25 protein-coding genes are annotated in these 19514 nt (G+C 61.1%); 23 read left to right on the forward strand and 2 right to left on the reverse strand.

The genetic code is table 11. From position 1 onward, the window contains the following. Window positions 1-717 (reverse strand): LexA family protein, encoded by a 717-nt coding sequence (locus PMI20_RS13480; protein WP_007926987.1) that lies wholly within the window; start codon window positions 715-717, stop codon window positions 1-3. Window positions 718-1386: 669 nt separating this feature from the next. Between PMI20_RS13480 and PMI20_RS13490 the strand changes: the two genes are divergently transcribed. Genes PMI20_RS13490 through PMI20_RS13505 form a run of 4 tightly spaced genes read left to right on the forward strand, consistent with a single transcriptional unit; the run spans window position 1387 to window position 4686 of the window. Further along, window positions 1387-1905 carry a phage regulatory CII family protein gene (locus tag PMI20_RS13490; protein ID WP_007926988.1) on the forward strand — a complete coding sequence of 173 codons (519 nt, stop codon included), beginning with the start codon at window positions 1387-1389 and terminating at the stop codon, window positions 1903-1905. Then, window positions 1898-2125 carry a TraR/DksA family transcriptional regulator gene (locus PMI20_RS13495; RefSeq protein WP_037034904.1) on the forward strand — a complete coding sequence of 76 codons (228 nt, stop codon included), beginning with the start codon at window positions 1898-1900 and terminating at the stop codon, window positions 2123-2125. The genes PMI20_RS13490 and PMI20_RS13495 overlap by 8 nt, the downstream gene beginning before the upstream one ends. Continuing rightward, window positions 2115-4331: a VapE domain-containing protein gene (locus PMI20_RS13500; protein WP_007926990.1), complete on the forward strand. Its 2217-nt coding sequence runs from the start codon at window positions 2115-2117 to the stop codon at window positions 4329-4331. The genes PMI20_RS13495 and PMI20_RS13500 overlap by 11 nt, the downstream gene beginning before the upstream one ends. After that, window positions 4324-4686: a PA0613 family protein gene (locus PMI20_RS13505; RefSeq protein WP_007926991.1), complete on the forward strand. Its 363-nt coding sequence runs from the start codon at window positions 4324-4326 to the stop codon at window positions 4684-4686. The genes PMI20_RS13500 and PMI20_RS13505 overlap by 8 nt, the downstream gene beginning before the upstream one ends. 519 nt (window positions 4687-5205) lie before the next feature. Here the strand turns inward: PMI20_RS13505 and PMI20_RS13510 are convergent. Beyond that, window positions 5206-5583, reverse strand: a complete 378-nt coding sequence (locus PMI20_RS13510) for a hypothetical protein (protein WP_007926993.1) — start codon at window positions 5581-5583, stop codon at window positions 5206-5208. 92 nt (window positions 5584-5675) lie between these two features. Here PMI20_RS13510 and PMI20_RS13515 point away from each other — a divergent pair, with 92 nt between their 5' ends. The 19 genes from PMI20_RS13515 (at window position 5676) to PMI20_RS13605 (ending at window position 19416) form a co-directional block, all read left to right on the forward strand. Next, window positions 5676-6023, forward strand: a complete 348-nt coding sequence (locus PMI20_RS13515; RefSeq protein ID WP_007926996.1) for a phage holin family protein — start codon at window positions 5676-5678, stop codon at window positions 6021-6023. 137 nt (window positions 6024-6160) lie between these two features. After that, on the forward strand, window positions 6161-6682 hold the full coding sequence (locus PMI20_RS13520) for a DUF1441 family protein (protein WP_007926998.1): 522 nt from the start codon (window positions 6161-6163) through the stop codon (window positions 6680-6682). Between the two features lie 4 nt (window positions 6683-6686). Further along, window positions 6687-8612, forward strand: a complete 1926-nt coding sequence (locus PMI20_RS13525) for a phage terminase large subunit family protein (RefSeq protein ID WP_007927000.1) — start codon at window positions 6687-6689, stop codon at window positions 8610-8612. A gap of 12 nt (window positions 8613-8624) precedes the next feature. Then, window positions 8625-8840 carry a hypothetical protein gene (locus PMI20_RS13530; RefSeq protein WP_007927002.1) on the forward strand — a complete coding sequence of 72 codons (216 nt, stop codon included), beginning with the start codon at window positions 8625-8627 and terminating at the stop codon, window positions 8838-8840. 2 nt (window positions 8841-8842) lie between these two features. Then, on the forward strand, window positions 8843-10450 hold the full coding sequence (locus tag PMI20_RS13535; protein WP_007927004.1) for a phage portal protein: 1608 nt from the start codon (window positions 8843-8845) through the stop codon (window positions 10448-10450). Between the two features lie 2 nt (window positions 10451-10452). Continuing rightward, a complete protein-coding gene (locus PMI20_RS13540) occupies window positions 10453-11673 on the forward strand; it encodes a S49 family peptidase (RefSeq protein WP_007927006.1) in 1221 nt (406 codons plus the stop codon). Between the two features lie 11 nt (window positions 11674-11684). Continuing rightward, window positions 11685-12032 carry a head decoration protein gene (locus PMI20_RS13545; RefSeq protein ID WP_007927007.1) on the forward strand — a complete coding sequence of 116 codons (348 nt, stop codon included), beginning with the start codon at window positions 11685-11687 and terminating at the stop codon, window positions 12030-12032. Between the two features lie 11 nt (window positions 12033-12043). After that, window positions 12044-13075 (forward strand): major capsid protein, encoded by a 1032-nt coding sequence (locus PMI20_RS13550; RefSeq protein WP_007927008.1) that lies wholly within the window; start codon window positions 12044-12046, stop codon window positions 13073-13075. 1 nt (window position 13076) lies between these two features. Continuing rightward, on the forward strand, window positions 13077-13256 hold the full coding sequence (locus tag PMI20_RS13555; RefSeq protein ID WP_007927009.1) for a hypothetical protein: 180 nt from the start codon (window positions 13077-13079) through the stop codon (window positions 13254-13256). Beyond that, window positions 13249-13578: a head-tail joining protein gene (locus tag PMI20_RS13560; protein WP_007927010.1), complete on the forward strand. Its 330-nt coding sequence runs from the start codon at window positions 13249-13251 to the stop codon at window positions 13576-13578. Before PMI20_RS13555 ends, PMI20_RS13560 begins: the two co-directional genes overlap by 8 nt. Continuing rightward, complete coding sequence (locus PMI20_RS13565) at window positions 13575-14237, forward strand: hypothetical protein (RefSeq protein ID WP_007927011.1); 663 nt, start codon at window positions 13575-13577, stop codon at window positions 14235-14237. Before PMI20_RS13560 ends, PMI20_RS13565 begins: the two co-directional genes overlap by 4 nt. Continuing rightward, the gene (locus PMI20_RS13570) at window positions 14230-14763 is read left to right on the forward strand and encodes a hypothetical protein (RefSeq protein WP_007927013.1); all 534 of its coding nucleotides are present in this window, start codon (window positions 14230-14232) and stop codon (window positions 14761-14763) included. Before PMI20_RS13565 ends, PMI20_RS13570 begins: the two co-directional genes overlap by 8 nt. Next, the gene (locus PMI20_RS13575) at window positions 14760-15341 is read left to right on the forward strand and encodes a phage baseplate assembly protein V (RefSeq protein ID WP_007927016.1); all 582 of its coding nucleotides are present in this window, start codon (window positions 14760-14762) and stop codon (window positions 15339-15341) included. Before PMI20_RS13570 ends, PMI20_RS13575 begins: the two co-directional genes overlap by 4 nt. A 43-nt stretch (window positions 15342-15384) precedes the next feature. Beyond that, the gene (locus tag PMI20_RS13580) at window positions 15385-15600 is read left to right on the forward strand and encodes a hypothetical protein (protein WP_007927017.1); all 216 of its coding nucleotides are present in this window, start codon (window positions 15385-15387) and stop codon (window positions 15598-15600) included. A 2-nt stretch (window positions 15601-15602) separates the two neighbouring features. Beyond that, window positions 15603-15929 carry a GPW/gp25 family protein gene (locus PMI20_RS13585; RefSeq protein ID WP_007927018.1) on the forward strand — a complete coding sequence of 109 codons (327 nt, stop codon included), beginning with the start codon at window positions 15603-15605 and terminating at the stop codon, window positions 15927-15929. Next, the gene (locus PMI20_RS13590; protein ID WP_007927019.1) at window positions 15926-16807 is read left to right on the forward strand and encodes a baseplate assembly protein; all 882 of its coding nucleotides are present in this window, start codon (window positions 15926-15928) and stop codon (window positions 16805-16807) included. Before PMI20_RS13585 ends, PMI20_RS13590 begins: the two co-directional genes overlap by 4 nt. A 1-nt stretch (window position 16808) precedes the next feature. Further along, window positions 16809-17414 (forward strand): phage tail protein I, encoded by a 606-nt coding sequence (locus PMI20_RS13595; RefSeq protein ID WP_007927020.1) that lies wholly within the window; start codon window positions 16809-16811, stop codon window positions 17412-17414. Beyond that, complete coding sequence (locus PMI20_RS13600; protein ID WP_284173038.1) at window positions 17411-18982, forward strand: phage tail protein; 1572 nt, start codon at window positions 17411-17413, stop codon at window positions 18980-18982. Before PMI20_RS13595 ends, PMI20_RS13600 begins: the two co-directional genes overlap by 4 nt. Before the next feature lie 14 nt (window positions 18983-18996). Further along, window positions 18997-19416 carry a phage tail assembly chaperone gene (locus tag PMI20_RS13605; RefSeq protein WP_284173040.1) on the forward strand — a complete coding sequence of 140 codons (420 nt, stop codon included), beginning with the start codon at window positions 18997-18999 and terminating at the stop codon, window positions 19414-19416. The last annotated feature ends 98 nt before the right edge of the window (window positions 19417-19514 follow it).

Raw genomic sequence — 19514 nt, forward strand, 5'->3', positions numbered from 1 at the left:
CTATTCAGGAATGAAGGAGCCGACTACTTTGCCGCATAAATGAACTTCTTCGGTGATCTCAATGATCGGGTACTGCGGGTTGATAGGCTTTAAGTACTGACGGCCCGCATCCGATACGAGAACTTTGAATGTCGCTTCATTGGTAATCGGGAGCTGGGCAATGACTCTGTCGCCATTTTTTATAGATTGCTCGGGATCAACAAATATAACACAGCCAGTAGGGTAGCTTCTTCCAGGCCCCGGGTTTGTCATTGAGTCGCCAATTACTCTAAGTGCGTATCCCGATTTACTAATGTTTACAGGGCAAGACAGCCACAGTTCTGCTTCCAGAGCAGCCGAGTTTTCTACAGCCTCGCACCAGGCGCCTGCTTGGACCCATGAGATCAGTGGCACCTTCCCAAAGTTTGGAAGATAGTTATGTATGTTGCTACCACTGTTTTCCGCGCCTCTTCCGCCTTCCGTCATTGGAAGGATTCCATACTCAAGCCACTCTCGACGCACCCCCAGCCACTCGGCCATTGCGCTCATAGTCCCTATTTCTGGAACAGCACCACCGTTCAGCCATTTGCTGACCGCCTGAGGTGTCTTTTCAATCCCGAATGATCGCAATTTGGCGAGTATGTCTGCTCCCCTCCCATGTTTCCGGAGGCCGACGTTGTCCAGCGCCTCATGGAGACGTTGGGAGAATTTTTCGCGTGGTGTGCTTTTATCAATCATTGGTTGAGCATCACATAGAACTTGCTTCACTGTCAGTTGAACTGTAGTATCAACCGGCGGTTTAATTTAGGGTCGAGAAACAATGGACACAACTCACCATGAGAACGCACTAGCTTTCGCCTTTGAATCGGTCGGGGGGCTGGGTGCTGCCGCAAAAATATGCGGGCGTTCGTACCAGGCACTGAACAAGTGGCGACAGGCGGCACGTTTACCTCGTACGGAGTACACGGGTGAAACGCAATATGCCCAACAGCTTGCAGAAGCGGCAAAACGTAACGGTATTGCGCTCGAAGCCACTTGGCTTCTAGAAAAATGCAAACGGCCGCAACTCAGTTAGTCAAGAAAAAAGGCGACCCAAGGGTCGCCCAGTTCCTCCCGGCACGCACCACCACAGCGCTGTCGGGGCGCGATAAAGGTCGGCGGGCACACCACATGCAAACCGCCTCTCTTTACCGCGCTTTCCAAGGCTCGGAAGCCTTGGGTTGCTGCCTTTCTCCACCACAGATAGGGCAGCTGTTGCGCCAGGGGTGAGCAACGGATTGCTTGCCCCGGCACGGTGCCGGTGTCGGTCTTGCAGATCTAGCCGGCTTTTGGGCCCTTTCAAGCCACGCGGCAAATGTATCACCACTGCATGCCGCGCGGCACTGGCAACTTATTAGGATTAATGCCATGAGCCGAATTGCTCTGAGTTGTGTTGACCGGGCGCAGCGGGAAGTCCTGCCGCTCGATCTAGCGCTTTACCATGCTGCACGGGACTATCCCGGCGGCGCCGCAGCCATCGCCGCCACCACCGGCAGAAACTCCACCACTCTGCAGCACAAGCTGTCTCCAACCCACCCAAGCCACACCGTAAACATTCAGGAATTCGGCGAGATCCTCGAACTGACCAAGGACCGCCGAATTTTGGATGCGGTTCATGCGTTGGTCGGCGACACGATCTGGCAGGAGCTTGCCGAGGCCTATACCACCGATATGCCCGAAACCCTGACCACCGGTATCGCGGAGTATTTTCGGCAGGTGGCTGACCTAGCTGAAACATGGGCCAAGAGCATTGGCGATGGGGTTGTAAGCGACCAAGAACTGGCCGCGATCCGCCTGCAGGTGTTCCGTGGGATTCAAGGGCTGCTGGGATTGTTCAACCGCGCCACGTACGTCAACCAGACGACGCGAGGTGCTGACCGTGGGTGATATAGCCGACTTCGCTAACGATCTAGTGCAGGAGCGTATCGACCAGGCGCTTGCTGCACGTAGCGCCGCCAAACCTGCATTGGCGGCGCATTCGTTCCTGTTCTGTGAGGAGTGCGACGAGCCGATTCCTGAAGCGCGCCGTTTGGCTCTGCGGGGCTGCACCCGGTGTGTGGGCTGTCAGGCGGTCGACGAAGCGTGGGAGGCCCGCCATGCTCGATGAGGTATTGGGGCAGTTCGCAGACTACGGCCTTGAGCCCGCGCAGCCGCTGGTTTTCGGCAAGCTGACACGCTGCAAAACCTCGCAGGACAAGGGCAAGGAAAAAAACGGTTGGTACGTCGTCCATGAGCATCGGACTGAGAAAGGCGAGACGCTGATTTTCGGCAGCTTCGGTGACTGGCGCTCGGGCGAGACGCAGAAAATCAAGGTCAAGGCCGGGCGGATGTCACCGGAGGAGCGCGAGGTTATGCGCGCTCGGCAGGAAGAGGCCAAGCGCCGCGCCGCCGAGATCGCGGCTAATGCCGCACGTCGGGCGGCGAAACGGGCGGCAGGTATGTTCAACCGCATGCCGGAAAAGGGTCGCAGCGACTATCTGGATCGCAAACAGATCGTCGGCTTCGGCGTTCGCTATGCGCCGCGGTCTGGGTCTTTCCTGGTGCCGATGTGCAACGTACGGGACGAGATTGTCGGCCTGCAGGTGGTCTTTCCATCGAAGCAGGAAGACACCGGTCGAGACAAGTCCTATTGGCCCTACGGGATGTCGAAGGAGGGGGCGTTTCACTTGATCGGCCCGCATCCGGATCCTGGGGAGCCTGTGCTGGTCTGTGAGGGATACGCTACCGGCGCCAGTCTGCATATGGCGACTTCGCTGACGGTCGCCGTCGCGTTCGATGCGGGCAACCTATTGGTGGTCTGCAAGGCCATGCGCGAGCGCTTTGCAGGCTGCCCGCTGATTATCTGCCGAGACGATGACTGGAAGACCACGAAGCCGAATGGTGATCCATGGAACCCTGGCGAGGAGAAGGCCAACAATGCCGCGCTGATTGTCGGTGGCCAGGTGGTTGCGCCGATCTTTTCCGGCGAGCGACAAGAGAAGTGGACCGACTTTAATGACCTGCATGTTGCCGAAGGCCTGGAGGCGGTACGTCGCCAGGTGTTGGCGGTGGTCAAGCCGCCTGCAGCTGGCGGCTGGAAGGATCTGCTGGCTCGTAGTGAAAGTGGTGCCTTGATTGCGCATATGCAGAACGTCGAGCTGATTCTGGCCAATGACGAGCGCTGGGCCGGGGTGATCAGTTACAGCGCCTTCAGTTCGAAGATCGTCAAGCTGCGTGCGGCCCCTTATGGCGGCGGCACGGGCGATTGGGCCGACATCGACGATATGCGTGTCATGAAGTGGCTCGCGCAGCAATACAACTTGCGGGTCAAGGCGTCTCACGTGATCGAGGCGGTGAGTGTGGTTGCCCATGACCATGCCTTTCACCCGGTGCGCCAGTACCTGCAAAAGCTGGAGTGGGACCGAGTGCCGCGGCTGGAAAGCTGGTTGACTGACGTCATGGGCGTGAAGCCCAGCGACTACACGTCCAAGGTCGGCAAACGCTGGATGCTCTCGGCTGTTGCCAGGGTGATGAAGCCCGGCTGCAAGGCCGATTCGGTGATGATTCTCGAAGGGGCTCAGGGCGCTGGTAAGTCAACGGCTATGAGCATCCTCGGCGGCGAGTGGTTCATGGACACGCCGTTCGCCCTGGGCGACAAGGACGGCTTTCAAGCGATCCGGGGCAAGTGGATCGTCGAACTGGGCGAGCTGGACAGCTTCAACAAGGCCGAGTCGACCAAGGCCAAGCAGTTCTTCTCGGCATCCACTGATACCTACCGCGAGAGCTACGGCCGCAGGACTATGGACGTGCCACGCCAGTGTGTTTTCGTGGGTACGACCAACCAGGACGAGTACCTGAAGGACGCCACGGGCAACCGCCGCTATTGGCCGGTGGCATGCACCAAGGTCGAGCTCGAGCTTCTGCGGCAGATCCGCGATCAGCTGTGGGCCGAGGCCATGTTCTGCTATGAGGCGGGCGACCTTTGGTGGGTAACGTTGGACGAGGCGGCGATGTTCGGCGAAGTACAGGACGAACGCTTCGTGGTGGATGAGTGGGAAGGTCCAATCCTGACCTGGCTTGAAGAGTCGCAGATCGGCGAAACCACCACCGGCAGCGAGGTGCTGGCCAGTGCACTGAAGCTCGACTACGGGCATTGGGGCAAGCCGGAGCAGATACGGGTCGGCGCGATCATGCACCGGCTGGGTTGGCGGCGTGTGCGTTTGCCGGCGTTGGTGAAAAGCGGTCAGCGGCCCTGGGCTTACAAGAAGCCGGCCGGGTGGGGCGGTGCGTCAGCGTTGCAGCGGGAAGCGTTCGAGGAGCCTTGCTTTGATTAAGCGAATCGACGACATGCTCAAGCTGTGGGCTGAGGATCTGCATAGCCCGCACGAAGGTGGCTCGGAGCTGGGCGGCGGCAACATGATCGCGATGCTGATGGAGTGCAAGGGCGAGCTGATACGGGGGACTCGCGGCAGCCGGGTGTTGCTGGACGAGTCGGCGGATATCGAGCTGATCGTGAACAAACATCTGCCTGCGCAGCTGTCGGTTCTTGTCCGGGAGCACTACTGCAACCACGACAGCTTCTTGTCGCAGAAGATGTTGCATTGTGGATGCAGTGCGCCGACCTACTACCGCCGCTTGCATGAAGCTCATGTACTGATCGACGGCATGCTGATGGGGAAGGCTGCGTGACTCCAGGCATGACCTCGGCTGTCGCTGTCCCATTGGCCCGCCTTGTCCCATTGTGTTTTGACATGATGGGACAAGCGCAGGCCTTGTATTTGTTGGCGTGTCCCATTGTCCCACCAAAAACACCGCCCGCCCGCATGAGCGGAGCGCAGACCTGTACGCGCTATCGCGCGCATGCGTGTTTTTAGATTTTCTTCTTTACACGAGAAAAAGTAGAAATAGATGGGACAATGGGGCAGAGCCCCGAATTTAGGCGCTCTCAGGAGTCCCATACTCAGGTTGAGGTATGGGACATATGAGACGCCGCCGAAGCAACAGAATGCCGTCGGTAGATATTCGCCGACATTCACTAGACGTTCACCCGGTGTTGCCCACTTATTCACCGGGTGGCATTAAAGCGGGGTTGCTGCCATGAGAATCGACCTGTAAAAAGTAGCCATCTTCGATAGGTGCGACCGCAGGGAGCGGCAGACACCACACTCACCAAAACCCGGCCCTTGTGCCGGGTTTTTGCGTTTAACGCTAACGGGTTTCAGCTACGACGCGTTTCTTCTGGTCCATCACTTGGAAAGCGACGATCGTAATTAGTGAGATTACCGAGAAGACGATCAGGCTGATCAGGTTCATCGAGTACAGAACGATATCGATCCGGGTTAAGGGCTGAGTGCTGGTGGAAAACTCAATGATTTTCCAAACCCCTGTCGAAACAAGTATCACGCAGGATAGGTAAACCCAGCCTCTATAAGCCTTTTGGCCCAGCTTGGCCCAGAACTGTCGAAAGTGTTCTTTCTGCTCGTCAGTGGCCTGTATCCACATTAGGACGAATGTAGGAAGAGCTACCAACGCTGCCAGCGCACCAGCAATACCAACCGCGAGACTTACTGATTCAAAAACAGTCATGAACATCTCCATAAGAACACGTGAGCAATGAAGCCAGCGTTGAGTTGGTAGCGCCCAACCGAAGTACACCGACGATCAATCAGGAAAATCTTATGACAAACGAGCAACAAGCGCTGGCGGAAATGCCGATCTGGTTAGTAATCGTCTTGGCCCTGGTCGGGGGTATATCTGGCGAGATGTGGCGGGCAGACAAGGACGGGGCGCGAGGCTGGGTATTGCTGCGTCGGCTTGCTCTTCGATCCGGTGCCTGCATTGTCTGCGGCGTGTCGGCGATGATGCTGATGATTGCAGCGGGTATGTCGATCTGGACAGCAGGCGCCTTGGGGTGCCTGACCGCCATGGCCGGCGCCGATGTTGCCATCGGCCTGTACGAACGCTGGGCCGCAAAACGGCTGGGGCTCGGGCAAGTGCCGCCGGCCAATGGCGAGGCGGGGCAGTGACCCGGCCAGGGGGTGGGGGTGGGGGCCGGTTTTTTTGGGTCCTCCCCCCAGGCCGCCCCCTACACGGGTGCGCAGACTCGCGGGTTCCCTGCAGCTGAGATTTCGGCAGGGATGTCCGTCTTTTCAAGGACTTAGCAATGGGGATGACAGTCAGCAAGGTCGAGCTCGGCGAGATCGTCGGTCGAGACGAACGCACGTTGAGCCGGTGGCAGAAGGAAGGCATGCCAGTAATCGAGTTCGGCGTGGGGCGTGGCAACGAAAACCAGTACGACACCCAGGCGGTGATCGAATGGCTGATGCGCCAGGCCGCATTGAACGGCAAGAAAGAATCCACCCGCGACCGACTCGACAGGCTGCGCGGAGATCGCGAGGAACTGGCGTTGGCCAAGGACTTGGGTGAAGTCGTGATCGAAGCCGAGATGGTCGAGCGCTTCGAAGCGGTGATCACCGCGGCCAAGATCGAACTGCTGAATACCTTCCCTGATGAGCTGGCGGCAACCCTGTCCGCCCAGTACGGCGTGCAGGTCGACGACCAACTGATCCGCGGTCCCATCGAATCAATACTGAGGAGGTTGTCCGCGTATGACGAGGATGACGATCTCGCTGGGGATCCTGACGAGCCGGACGACGAGGAGGGCTCTGAGGAAGACGGCGAGTAAAGCGATGGGCCGGGTCTGCCGCAAGTGGGCGCCGCCACCGCGCATGAGCATCATCGAGTGGGCGGACAAGTTCCGCTGGCTCGCGCCGGAAGAAACGGCACGTCCCGGCAAATACAGGTTCGACGTGACGCCGCACCTGACTTGGCCCGGCGGCCCGCTGGAGGCGCTGGACGATCCGACCGTCAGTGAGATTGTGGGCCGTAAGTCGGCGCAGGTGGCCTGGACGTCGGGCGTGCTGGGCAATGCCCTGGGCAAGTGGATCGACCTCGATCCTTCGCCAATCCTGGTGTTGTTCCCCAAGGCCGAAGCAGCCAAGCAGTATGTCGGCGAGAAGCTCGAGCCGATGATCGAGGCCACGCCGCGGCTGCGCAAGAAAGTTGACCTGCGCAGCCGCAAGCTGCAGCAGCGCCAAGACTTCAAGCGGTTTCCCGGCGGCTTCCTCAAGATGGTCGGCTCCAACAGCCCGGCCAGTGTGAAGTCGACGCCGGTACCACGGGTCGCCATCGAAGAGCCCGACGACTGCAACCTGAACCTGCGGGGGCAGGGGGACAGCATCAAGCTGGCCAAGGAGCGCCTCAAGACGTTCCGCCGCTCGAAGATCATCATCGGCGGCACCCCGACTATCAAGGGGCTGTCCGCGATCGATGCCGAGTTGGAACTGTCGGATAAGCGTGTGGGCCTGGTCCCGTGCCACGGCTGCGGCCAGGCGCATGCGCTGAGCTTCGACCACCTGCACTGCGACGAGGACGAGCACTACTTCCACGAGGTGTACGGCAAGCGCCGCCCGGAAACGGCGTACTACGCATGCCCTCACTGCGGCGAGATCTGGGATGACCACCAGAAGAACGCCAACCTCAAGCGTGGGCGCTGGGAGGCAACTGCCGAGTTCCGTGGCATCGCCGGCTACATCCTCAACGAGCTGTATGCCACGTTCCATGGCTCGCGTTTCGAAGTGCTGATGGAGAAGAAGCTGCAGGCCGAACACGCAGCGTCGCTGGGCAACATCGGCCCGATGATCGCCTTCACCAACAGCTCGATGGGCGAGAGCTACGAGTACAAGAACAACGCGCCGAAAACGGACGAACTGGAGAAGCGTGCCGAACCCTACGCCGAGTTGACTGCCCCGAAGGGCACGCTGCTGGTCACGGTCGGCGTCGACGTCCAGGGCGATCGCCTCGCTCTGGTCATCGTGGGTTGGGGGCGAGGAGAGGAGTCCTGGCGGTTGTACTGGGGCGAGCTGCCCGGCAACCCGATCGACCCGAATGACGGGGTGTGGACGGAGCTCGACAGGATCATCGCCACGCCGATCCCCACTGAGAGTGGTGCGCAACTGGCCGTGTCGGCGGTCAGCATCGACAGCTCCGACGGCAACACCAGCGACGCGGTGTACACCTACGTTCGGGATCGCCAGCGCTTCAACATCATGGCGATCAAGGGCGCGTCCATCGACAGCCGGGACCGGGAGATCTTCACCAAGCCGGCCCAGTCGGCGGACACCACCCAGGACAACACCAAGGCCGCCAGGTATGGCCTGCGTGTATTCATCGTCGGTACCCACAAGGCCAAGACGCTGATCGATGGCCGGATGCGCCTCAAGGGCAGCGGGCCCGGGCGTATGCACTGGTACAGCGAGATCCGCGCAGACTACTACGAGCAGGTGACCAACGAAGTCCTGGCGCCGCACCCGCGCAACCCCAGCAAGATGGTCTGGCAGAAGAAGGCCGGCCGGCGCAACGAGGCGCTGGACTGCGAGGTGTACGCCTTACACGCGGCCCGCAGCCTGAAGACCCACCTGCTGCGCGACAACGAATGGGACCAGCTGGAGCAGCAACTGCTGCAGCCCACCCTCTTCACTACTGAGCAGGCGGTGGCACCGATTCCTCGTCGCGTGGTTTCGCGCGGCCGGGGCACACGGAGCCGCGTCAGCTAACCGAGGTTCACCATGACAGATGCACAACAACGCCTTGCCGAAGTCCGGGCGGCGATCTCGCGCGTCCTGAAGAACGGCCAGCGGCTGCGTCGGCAGGATCGCGAGGTTCAGCTGGCCGAGCTCAACAGCTTGCGCTTGCTGGAGAAACAGTACGCCGAAGAGGTTGCCACAGAGCAGGCAACGCTTCAGGGCCGGGGCCGCAACCGCATTTCCTACGTGGGGATCTGACCATGTGGCCGTTCAGTAAACGGGAGTCGGCTGCCGAGCAGCTGATGACCGAAGCGATCCGCGTGGCCAGGGCATCGGTCGATGGGCAACAGATCGTCGCCCAGGGCGGCGGCGGTGGGGTTGAAACCCGTTGGCGCGGCGCGTCGCGGGTATTGCGCAGCGTAGCCAGCTGGCTGCCTGGCCTCGGCAGTCCGCGGCGCGACTTCAATCAGAGCGAGCGCCGGATGCTGGTGGCACGCTCCCGCGATGCCATGCGTAACCACCTGGTGGCCCGCGCGGCCATCACGCGGCTACGCACCAACGTCGTGGGCACGGGGCTGGTCTGCCGCGCCCAGGTCGACCATGAAGCGCTGGGCCTGACCGAAGAGGAGGCCGAACAGCTCAACGCTCAACTGGACCGGTTGTGGTCGCTGTATGCCGATGACCCGAGGGAGTGCGACGCCGAAGCGACGCTCAACCATTACCAGCTGCAAGCCCTGGTGCTGGTGTCATCGATGGTGGCGGGAGACGTGTTCGTGGCCAGCCCGGACCAGGAGCGTCCCGGTTGCATCTTCAGCACACGGCTGCAGCTGATCGAGTCCGACCGTGTCGGCAACCCGAACGGCAGCATGGATCGCGTGGATCTGGTGGAAGGTGTCGAGTTCGACGGGCTGGGTTCGCCTGTGGCGTACCACGTGTGTTCCGGCTACCCCGGCGAGCATTTGGCGGGTAAGGCGCTGCATTGGGAGCGGCTGACCGTGTTCGGTGCTGAGACTGGGCGGCGTCGCGTGCTGCACGTCATGGCCGACAAGGAGCGGCCTGGGCAGAAGCGCGGAGTACCGTACCTGTCCCCGGTGCTGGAGCCCCTGCAGAAGCTGGAGCGCTACAGCAGCGCCGAGCTGATGGCGGCCGTGATCTCGGCGATGTTCACCGTGTTCATCAAGAAGAGTAACGACTTCAACCCCGGCAATCTGCCGATGTCGGCTCTGAATGAAGAACAGCCTGGAGGTGATGACAGCTCTGACGGCACGCTCGCCCTGGGTGAGGGCGCGATCGTGGACCTCGGCGTGGGCGAGGAGCCGATGGTGGCCAACCCCGGCCGCCCAAACGCCCAGTTCGACCCGTTCTTCACCGCGGTGGTGAAAGAGATCGGCGCGGCACTGGAACTGCCGTTGGAGGAGCTGCTGTTGCACTACAGCAGCAGCTACAGCGCCGCCCGTGCCGCGATGCTCCAGGCCTGGCGCTTCTACAGCTTGCGCCGCTGGTGGCTGGCCTGCGATTTCTGCCAGCCGAGCCGCGAACTGGTCATCGATGAGGCTGTGGCCAGGGGGTTGATCGACCTGCCTGGATACAACGCTCCGGCCAAGCGCAAGGCGTATTGCCAAGCCATCTGGATCGGGCCAGCGCGCGGGGCCATCGATGAGCTGAAAGAGGCCAACGCTGCCGGCAAGCGTATCGAGATCGGCGTGAGCAACGAAACCCTCGAAACAGCGGCCATGACCGGCGAGCCGTGGCAGCAAGTGATACGCCAGCGTACCCGCGAGGTCGCCTACCGCCGCGAGCACAACATGCAGGCCCTGCCCAAGAGTGGGCTCGAAACCCCGCCTGACCCCAAACCTGAAGAGGAATAGACATGCCTCGAGCACTCGAGCTGGCGGCCTCGCAGCCCTGGCTGATGCTGCCCGACGCGCTGGATAACCTGCTGACCATCTCTGACCGCATGGGCGATCCGGTGGCACTGGCGACCAAGCGTGGCGAGCAGTTGGAGGACACCCGCAAGGTGACCATGCGCAACGGCGTGGCAGTGGTACCGGTCGTTGGACCGATCTTCCGCTACGCGAACCTGTTCACCGAGATCAGCGGTGCAACCAGCACGCAGATCCTGGCCACGGACATTCAGCGAGCGTTGGATGACCCCAAGGTCCGGTCGATCGTACTCAACATCGACAGCCCTGGTGGCGTGGCGTCGGGCATCAACGAGCTGGCTGAGATGATTTACGCCGGCCGCGCGCGCAAGCGCATTGTCGCGTACATCGGCGGTATCGGGGCCAGCGCGGCCTACTGGATCGCCTCGGCTGCCAGCGAAATTGTCATCGACGAGGCCAGCCTGGCCGGCAGCATCGGCGTCGTTGTTGAGGCGGTAGTCGAGAACGAGAAGGTGAGCGGGCGGACCCGTTATCAGATCGTCAGCCGCAATGCCCCCAACAAGCGCCCGGACCTCAACACCGAGGAAGGCCGGGCGAAGCTGGGCGAGACCATCGACGCCCTGGGCGAAGTCTTCGTGGGCAAGGTTGCCCGCAACCTCGGCGTGACTGCCGAGAAGGTGCCCGAGATGGGCGATCACGGCGGGATCCGCGTCGGTGCTGATGCCGTCAAGCACGGCCTGGCCCATCGCGTGGGCTCGCTCGAATCCCTGATTACTGAACTGGCCAAGCCGGCCCTCAACTCCCCAAGGATACACACCATGACCACCGTCACTACCACGGCAGAACTGCGCACGGCGATTGCAGCAGGCACCGACCCCAACACCATTGAGATCGCCCAGGCCGATCAGCCTGATACCACGGCGATCCGCACCGAGGCCGCCACCGCCGAGCGTGAGCGCATCAAGGGCATCAACGCCCTGGCCGTCAAAGGCTTCGAGAAGGAAGTCGGGGCGGCCATCGACGATGGCAGCTCTGTAGAAGCCACCGCCCTGGTGCTGTTCAAGGCGGCCCAGGACCGCGGTATCTCGCTGGCTGCCATCAAGGGCGATGCCCAAGGCGTCACCAGCACTTCCCCATCCACTGACAGCAAGCAAGCTGACCGCAAAGCCGCTGTCAGCGCCATTGTGGCCGGCGCGTCGCGCCGCTGAAGGAGAGTTTCATGAGCAACCCCGAACGCAAGACCTACCTGCCGAGCCAGCTCTCGGCGGGCGACTTCCCCATCGTGATGGACACCGGCGTTATTGCCGCTGGCCAGAAGCTGGCCCGCGGTGCGGTGCTGGGCCAGGTCACCACCGGTGAGTACCTGCTGTGCAAGGCCGCTGCCGAGGACGGCTCGCAGACGCCCGCGGTGATCCTCGACCAGGACGTCGACACCACCGACGGCGCCAAGAGCGCGCCGATCCGTCTGACCGGCCAGGTGCTGGGCAGCCAACTCACCTTTGGCGAGGGCCTGACCCTGGCCACTGCGAAGGCCGCTCTGCGTCCTCTCTGCCTTTTCATTCGTTGATCGGAGCACCCATGACTGACATTTTCGACACCCTGACCATGCTGGAAGCCGTCGAGCAGATGGTGACGCCGCGGCGCTTCCTCATGAACACTTTCTTCAACGGCGGCGCTCCCGAGACCTTCGGCACCGAAACGGTCTCCATCGACATCGTGAAGGGCCAGCGCAAGATGGCGCCGTTCGTACACCCGACCCTGCCAGGCAGCGTATCGCAGCGTACCGGCATCAACTCGTCGACCTACAAGCCGCCGTACATTCAGCCGAAGCGCGAAACCCGTGCAGAGTTGATCCTGAAGCGCGGGGCGGGCGAGACCCCATTCTCGACACGCTCTCCGCTTGAGCGAGCCGGTGAGCTGCTCGGCCGTGACTTGGTGGACCTCGATGACGAGATCACTCGCCGCGAGGAGTGGATGTGCGCCCAAGCGCTGACGACCGGGCGTATCCGGGTAGTCGGCGACGGTGTGGATGACACCATCGACTTCCTCATGGAAGACACCCACAAGGTCACGCTTGCCACCGGTCGTTGGAACGCCGAGGGCTCTGACCCGATCGCCAATATGCGCCAGTGGCGCCGTCTGATCGCCAAGGACTCCGGTCGATCGGCAAACGTGGCGGTGTTGAGCGCCGAGGCGCAGGACGCCTTCCAGAGCAACAAGACGGTGCTGGCACAACTGAACAGCCGGCGCGTGGACATGGGGATGATCAAGCCCGAGGAGCTGCCGGACGGGGTGACCTACCTCGGTTACCTCAACGATCCGGGCATCGATCTGTACGTCTACGACGAGTGGTACCTGGACGCAGCCGATACCGAACAGCCGGTGATTCCAGCTGGCGGCTTGATTCTGGGGTCCACCTCGACCCGCAACGCCATGCTTTACGCGGCCATTCAGGATCTGGAAGCCATCGAGAGCGGCCTGGTCGAAGCGGCGCGCTTCCCCAAGAGCTGGGTCACCCAGGAGCCGAGCGTGCGTTGGTTGAAGCTCCAATCGGCTCCTCTGGCCGGCATGCTGGAACCGAATGCTTTCCTCTACGCAAAGGTGGTGTGACATGGCAGTGAAAACGGAATACGTGGTGGTAGACGGTTGTCTTCAGGACGGCGCCAAGGTGATCCGCCAGGGTGAGGTCTACGACCCGCCCAGCAAGGAAGTCGCCGAGCTGCTGGTGGCCGAAGGCAAGATCGCTCGCCGCGGCCAGCTGCCGAAAGATGGCCAGGAAGGCGGTGACTGACGTGGGCTTCCGCGATCAGGTGGCGGGCATGGATGCTGCGCTACTGGAAGAGCTGGGTGATGAGGTCGAAATCGAAGGTTTCGACGAGCCGGTGAAGGGGTTCATGTCTGTGCCGTGGCAACAGCCAAAGGTCGGCACGATCAACACCGGCCTCCGTCAACCTGTCTTCTCTGTGCGTGTGGGTGACGCCGCGGGCATCAAGGAAGGCCTGCACCTGGTCTGCGATCTTGCCCCTGCGGATGGCGGTGGACGGTACGTCATCGCCAAGCGTGACCCGGACGGTACGGGTTGGATCAATTTCGCTTTACGGGAGGTTCGATGAATGTCGGCAGCTATCACAAGCAGTCCTCCGACACCGGCCTGATCACACTGCAGGCGAACCCTCGACAGGTGAAGGGGTTCGAGCAGTTTGCCGGGCTGGTGCCCAAGGCGATCAACGCAGCCCAGCGGCGGGCCATCAACAAGACCTTGCGCTGGCTGCGGACCCATGTCGCGCGTTCGGTAGGCCAGCAGGAGCGCATTGCCATCGCGGCGGTGCGGCAGCGCCTGCGGGCCTACACGGTGGGCAGCAACGGGCAGGGCAAGCTGTGGTTTGGCCTCAATCCGATCGAGGCCAGCCGTGCTGGCCGGGCCAGGCAGACCCGCGCAGGTGTCTCGGTGGCGGGGCGTCGATACCAGGGCGCGTTCTATCGGCAGGTGTACGGCGGCAATCCAGACATCTGGATCCGCACGGCTAGCAAGCACTTCAGAGCGAGCGACTATCCCGAGAGCGAGGTTTCGAAAGCGGGTGGGGCCAGCTCGGGCTGGATCGCCGAGAACGACAGTCGCTTTCCCTTGGCCAAGGCGAAGATCTCACTCGAGGCGGTGAGGCCTCACTTCGAGTCATGGACGAACAAGGCTCACCAGCGGTTGCTGGTGGTGATGGAGCAGGAGCTGAACTTCGAAATGCACAAACTCTTACGGAGAACTGGTAATGGCTGATGATCCGATCCCTCTGGCGAGGGTGTACGCCGCGATGGAGGAGGCCATAGCTCAGGCCATTCCTGGCCTGCACTACGTGGGCACGATGCCAGGGATGCTTCAAGCCATCGCCGTCCCTGGGATTGTTCTGGAGCTGTCCGGGTTCGAGCCCGCTGACTATGACCCAGGCACGGGCGAGGTAGCGATCGAGGCGCGTTTCGAGGCACGGGCTATCGTCGGTGCCGAGCATGACGATCATCTACACGTCGCGGCGTTTATCGCTGCTCAGCTGGCGGTGCTGCTGCGTATGCAAACCTGGGGCATCGAGGTTGAGCCAGCTCAGCTGGTGCGGGCTGAACCCGACTGGAGCAGGCCAGAGCTGGACGGGCTGGCCGCATGGGTGGTCGAGTGGACCCAGGTCATCTACCTCGGTACGGAAGAGTGGCCCTGGCCCAATCAGCCGCCAGGTTCGATTGTTTGGGGTTTTGTTCCCGACACCGGCCCAGGCAGTGAGGGCAATTACCTGCCAACGGAGGCCATGGAGTGAGCTATGTATCGGCAATGCACGACCGCATGTTGGCCAGCCTGGTGATCCCTTGTCGGGTGGTCGCGGTCGACCTCGCCGCCGCCATGGTCCGGGTCTCGGACGGCAGCGGCTGGACCAGCGCCTGGGTGCGTTGGCACAGCCAGGCGGCGGGTAAGGCACGTCACTGGCGGGCACCAAGCCTGAATGAGCAGGGGGCCCTGATCAGCCCGAGCGGCGAGCCCGCCCAGGGCACCTTTGTGCCGGGTCTGTACGGCAACGCCGGTGCCCAGCCGGACAACCGCGACCACGTCGAGACCTGGCGCTTCGACGATGGCGGCTCGCTGATCTACGACTGGCAGGCCAAGAGCTACACCATTCAGTTACCCAGCGGCACCGTGACCGTTCAGGTGGGCGCCTCGCAGGCGGTTCTGACGGACGAGGCCATAACGGCGAAGTCCAGCAGCATCAGCGCGCAGGCCGAGACGATTACGTTGACCGGCCAAGTGACGATCAACGGTCCGCTCACGGTGACGGGTGACATTAACGGAGGTGGCCGGATCATCGACACCGCCGGCAACACGGCAAATCACAAACACTGACCAGAGCCCGCCCAGCGCGGGCTTTTTTATGCCTGGAGGTTCCATGGCCAAGACACAGAAAGAAACCGGTGAGGTCGTCGAGTCCTTACCGCAACCCAGCAAGGCAGTCACCTTCATCGACCAGGAGTACAGCCGCCGCACGCTGGTCCTGCCCGATTGGCTGGTGCTCGAGGTTGTCAGGGGCCAAGTCACCCTCGCGGGGGATGATGCCCCTGGCTTGGCCTACATGCGCAACAGGCCCGACTTCAAGGAGGCCTGACCGTGATCGGCATGGATCGTCGGACGGGGCAGCCGGTCTCCGGTCTGGCGCACCTGCGGCAGTCCATCGAGGACATTCTCGGTACCACCGTCGGCAGCCGGCGGATGCGTCCGGAGTATGGATGCCAGTTACGCCGCTACGTGGACTTGCCGGTGAATGAGGGCTGGAAGAGTGCGGTTCAGGCCGAGGTCGCCCGTGCTCTGGGCCGGTGGGAGCCACGGCTACGGCTGGAGCGTGTGCGCGTTGTGGCCGTTGTCGATGGACAGATCAGCTTGCAACTGACCGGCGAGTACCAGGGTGACAGCGCAGTGATGGAGGTGAGTGTATGAGCGCAGTGGAACTATCGCAGCTCCCAGCGCCGCAGGTGTTGGAGAGCCTGGATTTCGAGGAGATTTACGGCGAGGAGCTGCAGCGCTTTCGCGAGTACATGGGCGACAAGTGGGATGCGGTGCTCGAGAGTGACCCGATCACCAAGCTCCTCGAACTGGGCGCGTTCCGCCGGATGCAGAACCGTGCGCGGGTCAATGATTCTGCGAAGTCTCTGCTACTGGCCTATGCAACGAAGGCCGATCTCGACCAGTTGGCCGGGAACGTGAGCCTGCAGCGGCTGGTGGTGCAGGCTGAGGACTTGAACGCGGTACCCCCGGTGGAGCGGGTGCTTGAGGCCGACGATGCTCTGCGTGAGCGCGTGCAACTGGTGTATGAGGGCCTGACCACCGCCGGCCCGCGAAACAGCTACATCCTGCATGCGCGCAATGCTTCGGGACGCGTTGCGGATGCCACGGCAGAAAGCCCGGCCCCCGCCGAAGTGGTCGTGACAGTGCTGGACTTGGAGGGCACAGGGTTGGCTCCGCCTGAGTTGTTGGAGACTGTGCGCTTACATCTAAGTGACGACGATGTGCGACCTGTTGCCGATCGGCTCACCGTTCAATCTGCACAGATCCTGACTTATCGGGTCGAGGCTCTCGTTTACCTGTCGGGCACAGGGCCAGAGAACGAAGCCATCCTCGCCGAATGCAGGCAGCGCATCGAGGCCTGGGTGAACCCCAGGCGCCGCTTGGGCTTGGAGGTAGCGCGGTCAGGGGTGGATGCGCAGTTGCACATTGCAGGGGTCAGCCGGGTGGAACTGGTGGGGTGGTCTGATATCCGTCCCACCAAGGCCCAGGCGGCCTGGTGTGAGAGTGTCAGCGTGACGCGGGGTAGCTGACATGAAAAGCCTGCTGCCGTTGAACAGCACCCTGCTGGAGCGGGGCGTTGAAGTCGCCACGGAAGAAGTAACCGAGATCCCGCTTCGGACGCTGTACAACCCTGCCACCTGCCCGGCGCACTTGCTATATCAGCTGGCCTGGGCGTGGTCGGTGGATCGCTGGGATGACAGCTGGTCCGAGGCGGTGAAGCGTTCTGCCATCGCGTCGTCGTTCTACATCCATGCACACAAAGGAACCATTGGCGCGCTGCGTCGTGTCGTTGAACCGCTGGGCTACCTGATCGAAGTGGTCGAATGGTGGCAGACCGTGCCCGAAGGTATGCCCGGCACTTTCGCGCTCAAGGTCGGAATACTGGAAACCGGTATTACCGAAGAGATGTACGAGGAATTGACCCGGCTTATCGATGATGCCAAGCCCCTTACTCGGCATCTGACCGGGTTGGCTATCAGCCTGGAGGTCGCTGGTGAAGTCCATATCGGCGTTTGCCTGAGCGAAGGTGAGGTAATCGACATCTACCCGCCCATGCAGAACGACATCGAGATTAGCGGTTACATCTATCAGGGCGGCCGCGAACAACACATCGAAACCATGGACATCTACTCATGACAGACCAAAACACCCAGTTCTATTGCATCCTCACCGCCGTAGGTAAAGCCAAGCAGGCCAACGCGACCGCGCTTGGCATTCCCTGGACCTTTGCCCAGATGGGGGTTGGCGATGCCAACGGCGCGGACCCCACTCCCACCGAGCAGCAAACCCAACTGATCAACGAGCGCCGCCGAGCGCCGTTGAACCAAGTGATGATCGATCCGAACAACGCGAACGTCATCATTGCCGAACAGATCATCCCGGATGATGCCGGTCCCTGGTGGATTCGCGAGACTGGCCTCTATGACGCTGCCGGCGATCTCGTCGCTGTCGGAAAATGCCCGCCTACCTACAAGCCGTTGCTGAGCCAAGGGTCGAACAAAACCCAAGTCATCAGGATGAACCTGATTGTCAGCAACACGGCAAACATTGAGCTGAAAATCGACCCCAGTGTCGTATTGGCGAGCCGGGCCTACGTCGATGCCAAGGTGCTGGAAGAAATCAACAAGCTCGACAGCAAGCAATCTGTACGCGCCGCGACCACGGCCAACATCGCACTGGCGGGTCTGCAAACTGTCGATGGGATCGCGCTGGTAGCAGGTGATCGAGTGCTTGTGAAAAACCAAGCCGCAGCGAAGGACAACGGCTTGTACGTCGCCGCGGCCGGGGCATGGGCGCGCACAGCAGATGCAGACTCGAATGCAGAGGTCACTTCGGCGATGCTGGTGGCCGTTGAGCAGGGCGCCACCCTGGCAGACACACGCTGGCAGTTGGTCACAGACGGGGCAATTGTCCTGGGCACCACCGCCCTGAGTTTTCAGAATGTCACACAGGGTTTTGCGCCGATTAACGCGCCGGCTCTGGTCAGTCCGACAGCCAATACGCCGGCGCAGTTCGACAGTAGCCCGTTGTTAGCTACAACGGAGTATGCAAGTGGCATGGGCCTGCAATTTGGTCCACGAACACGCCACTACAATGGCGCGGCGCAACTGGTGCTAACTGCATTAGATGTTGGCTCGATGATTTCATTCAATGGCAATGCCACTCAAACAGCAAAGCTGCCACCCACCGCGTCTCTGCCTCCCGGCGCTACAGTTCGGTTTATTCGATCTTATGCCGGTCCTAGTGTTCTTACGACAATATCTTCGGATGATGGCGTAGCAAAAATTGATGCCCAGGCCGGCGGCTTGGTTTCGTCTTTCAGCCTACAAGGTGGGGAAGATGTTTTTGCAACATGGAGCGGTGTTGCGTGGATTCTTAGCGGCTCATATACGTTTCGTATCAACCAAATGAGTGGCCTTCTTGGGGGCAACACTTGGCAAAGGCTGCCGGGTGGTCTGATCCAGCAATTCGGTAGTGGATTGGCAATGGCTAATGACGGCAACGACGGTTCAAGTGCTGGCGTTGATACTTACATAACGTTCCCTATTGCATTCCCGAATGTGTGTGTATCCGTTGTAGGGACCCACTATGGTCATAAAGCGAGCTTGTCCGTAATCACTCGAAATCATTCAAATACACGATTTACGGCTGAAACTTCAGACAGTAATGTGCAATCAATCAGATATATGGCGGTCGGATACTAAGGGGGTGAGGTGATATGGTTTTTTATTCTGCAATGACCGGCGGGTTTTATCATTCTGCTGATGGTACTCCTCCTGATGCGGTGGAAATATCAGATGATGAATATAAGTCTTTGTTGGATGGCCAAGCTAATAAGCTTCTTGTTGCAAATGCGGAGGGCCATCCGGTGCTGATTGATCCACCGCCACGCTCCCCTGAGTCTTACGCTCGTGCAGAGCGCGAGTGGCGTGACGATCAGCTTACAGAGACGGATGGAGTTGTTTCGCGTCATCGCGACGAGCTGGAGGATGGCTCGGAAACCACGTTGACTCCCGCCCAGTACAGCGAGCTTCAGGCCTACCGTCGTAGCCTCCGAAACTGGCCCGACAATGGCGAATTTCCGCTGGCCGAGCATCGGCCAGTTGCTCCGCCTTGGCTGGCTGCCGAACTCGAATAAACGCCCCGCACTGACGGGGCGTTTTCATTTCCGCCCTTTGAAATCATCACCCACCAAAGCCTCGCTCATGCGGGGCTTTTTCGTATCTGGAGACTCTA

This window comes from Pseudomonas sp. GM17 (assembly GCF_000282175.2).
In the GTDB taxonomy this organism is placed as follows: domain Bacteria; phylum Pseudomonadota; class Gammaproteobacteria; order Pseudomonadales; family Pseudomonadaceae; genus Aquipseudomonas; species Aquipseudomonas chlororaphis.

Bases quoted from the DNA above. Each gene is read 5' to 3' on its own strand.
- PMI20_RS13530 (WP_007927002.1), top strand. From the start codon at position 8,625: ATGACAGATGCACAACAACGCCTTGCCGAAGTCCGGGCGGCGATCTCG.
- PMI20_RS13595 (WP_007927020.1), top strand. From the start codon at position 16,809: ATGAAAAGCCTGCTGCCGTTGAACAGCACCCTGCTGGAGCGGGGCGTT.
- PMI20_RS13580 (WP_007927017.1), top strand. From the start codon at position 15,385: ATGGCCAAGACACAGAAAGAAACCGGTGAGGTCGTCGAGTCCTTACCG.
- PMI20_RS13535 (WP_007927004.1), top strand. From the start codon at position 8,843: ATGTGGCCGTTCAGTAAACGGGAGTCGGCTGCCGAGCAGCTGATGACC.
- PMI20_RS13510 (WP_007926993.1), bottom strand. From the start codon at position 5,583: ATGACTGTTTTTGAATCAGTAAGTCTCGCGGTTGGTATTGCTGGTGCG.
- PMI20_RS13605 (WP_284173040.1), top strand. From the start codon at position 18,997: ATGGTTTTTTATTCTGCAATGACCGGCGGGTTTTATCATTCTGCTGAT.
- PMI20_RS13570 (WP_007927013.1), top strand. From the start codon at position 14,230: ATGGCTGATGATCCGATCCCTCTGGCGAGGGTGTACGCCGCGATGGAG.
- PMI20_RS13520 (WP_007926998.1), top strand. From the start codon at position 6,161: ATGGGGATGACAGTCAGCAAGGTCGAGCTCGGCGAGATCGTCGGTCGA.
- PMI20_RS13515 (WP_007926996.1), top strand. From the start codon at position 5,676: ATGACAAACGAGCAACAAGCGCTGGCGGAAATGCCGATCTGGTTAGTA.
- PMI20_RS13490 (WP_007926988.1), top strand. From the start codon at position 1,387: ATGAGCCGAATTGCTCTGAGTTGTGTTGACCGGGCGCAGCGGGAAGTC.
- PMI20_RS13550 (WP_007927008.1), top strand. From the start codon at position 12,044: ATGACTGACATTTTCGACACCCTGACCATGCTGGAAGCCGTCGAGCAG.
- PMI20_RS13590 (WP_007927019.1), top strand. From the start codon at position 15,926: ATGAGCGCAGTGGAACTATCGCAGCTCCCAGCGCCGCAGGTGTTGGAG.
- PMI20_RS13545 (WP_007927007.1), top strand. From the start codon at position 11,685: ATGAGCAACCCCGAACGCAAGACCTACCTGCCGAGCCAGCTCTCGGCG.
- PMI20_RS13480 (WP_007926987.1), bottom strand. From the start codon at position 717: ATGATTGATAAAAGCACACCACGCGAAAAATTCTCCCAACGTCTCCAT.
- PMI20_RS13565 (WP_007927011.1), top strand. From the start codon at position 13,575: ATGAATGTCGGCAGCTATCACAAGCAGTCCTCCGACACCGGCCTGATC.
- PMI20_RS13540 (WP_007927006.1), top strand. From the start codon at position 10,453: ATGCCTCGAGCACTCGAGCTGGCGGCCTCGCAGCCCTGGCTGATGCTG.
- PMI20_RS13500 (WP_007926990.1), top strand. From the start codon at position 2,115: ATGCTCGATGAGGTATTGGGGCAGTTCGCAGACTACGGCCTTGAGCCC.
- PMI20_RS13600 (WP_284173038.1), top strand. From the start codon at position 17,411: ATGACAGACCAAAACACCCAGTTCTATTGCATCCTCACCGCCGTAGGT.
- PMI20_RS13525 (WP_007927000.1), top strand. From the start codon at position 6,687: ATGGGCCGGGTCTGCCGCAAGTGGGCGCCGCCACCGCGCATGAGCATC.
- PMI20_RS13555 (WP_007927009.1), top strand. From the start codon at position 13,077: ATGGCAGTGAAAACGGAATACGTGGTGGTAGACGGTTGTCTTCAGGAC.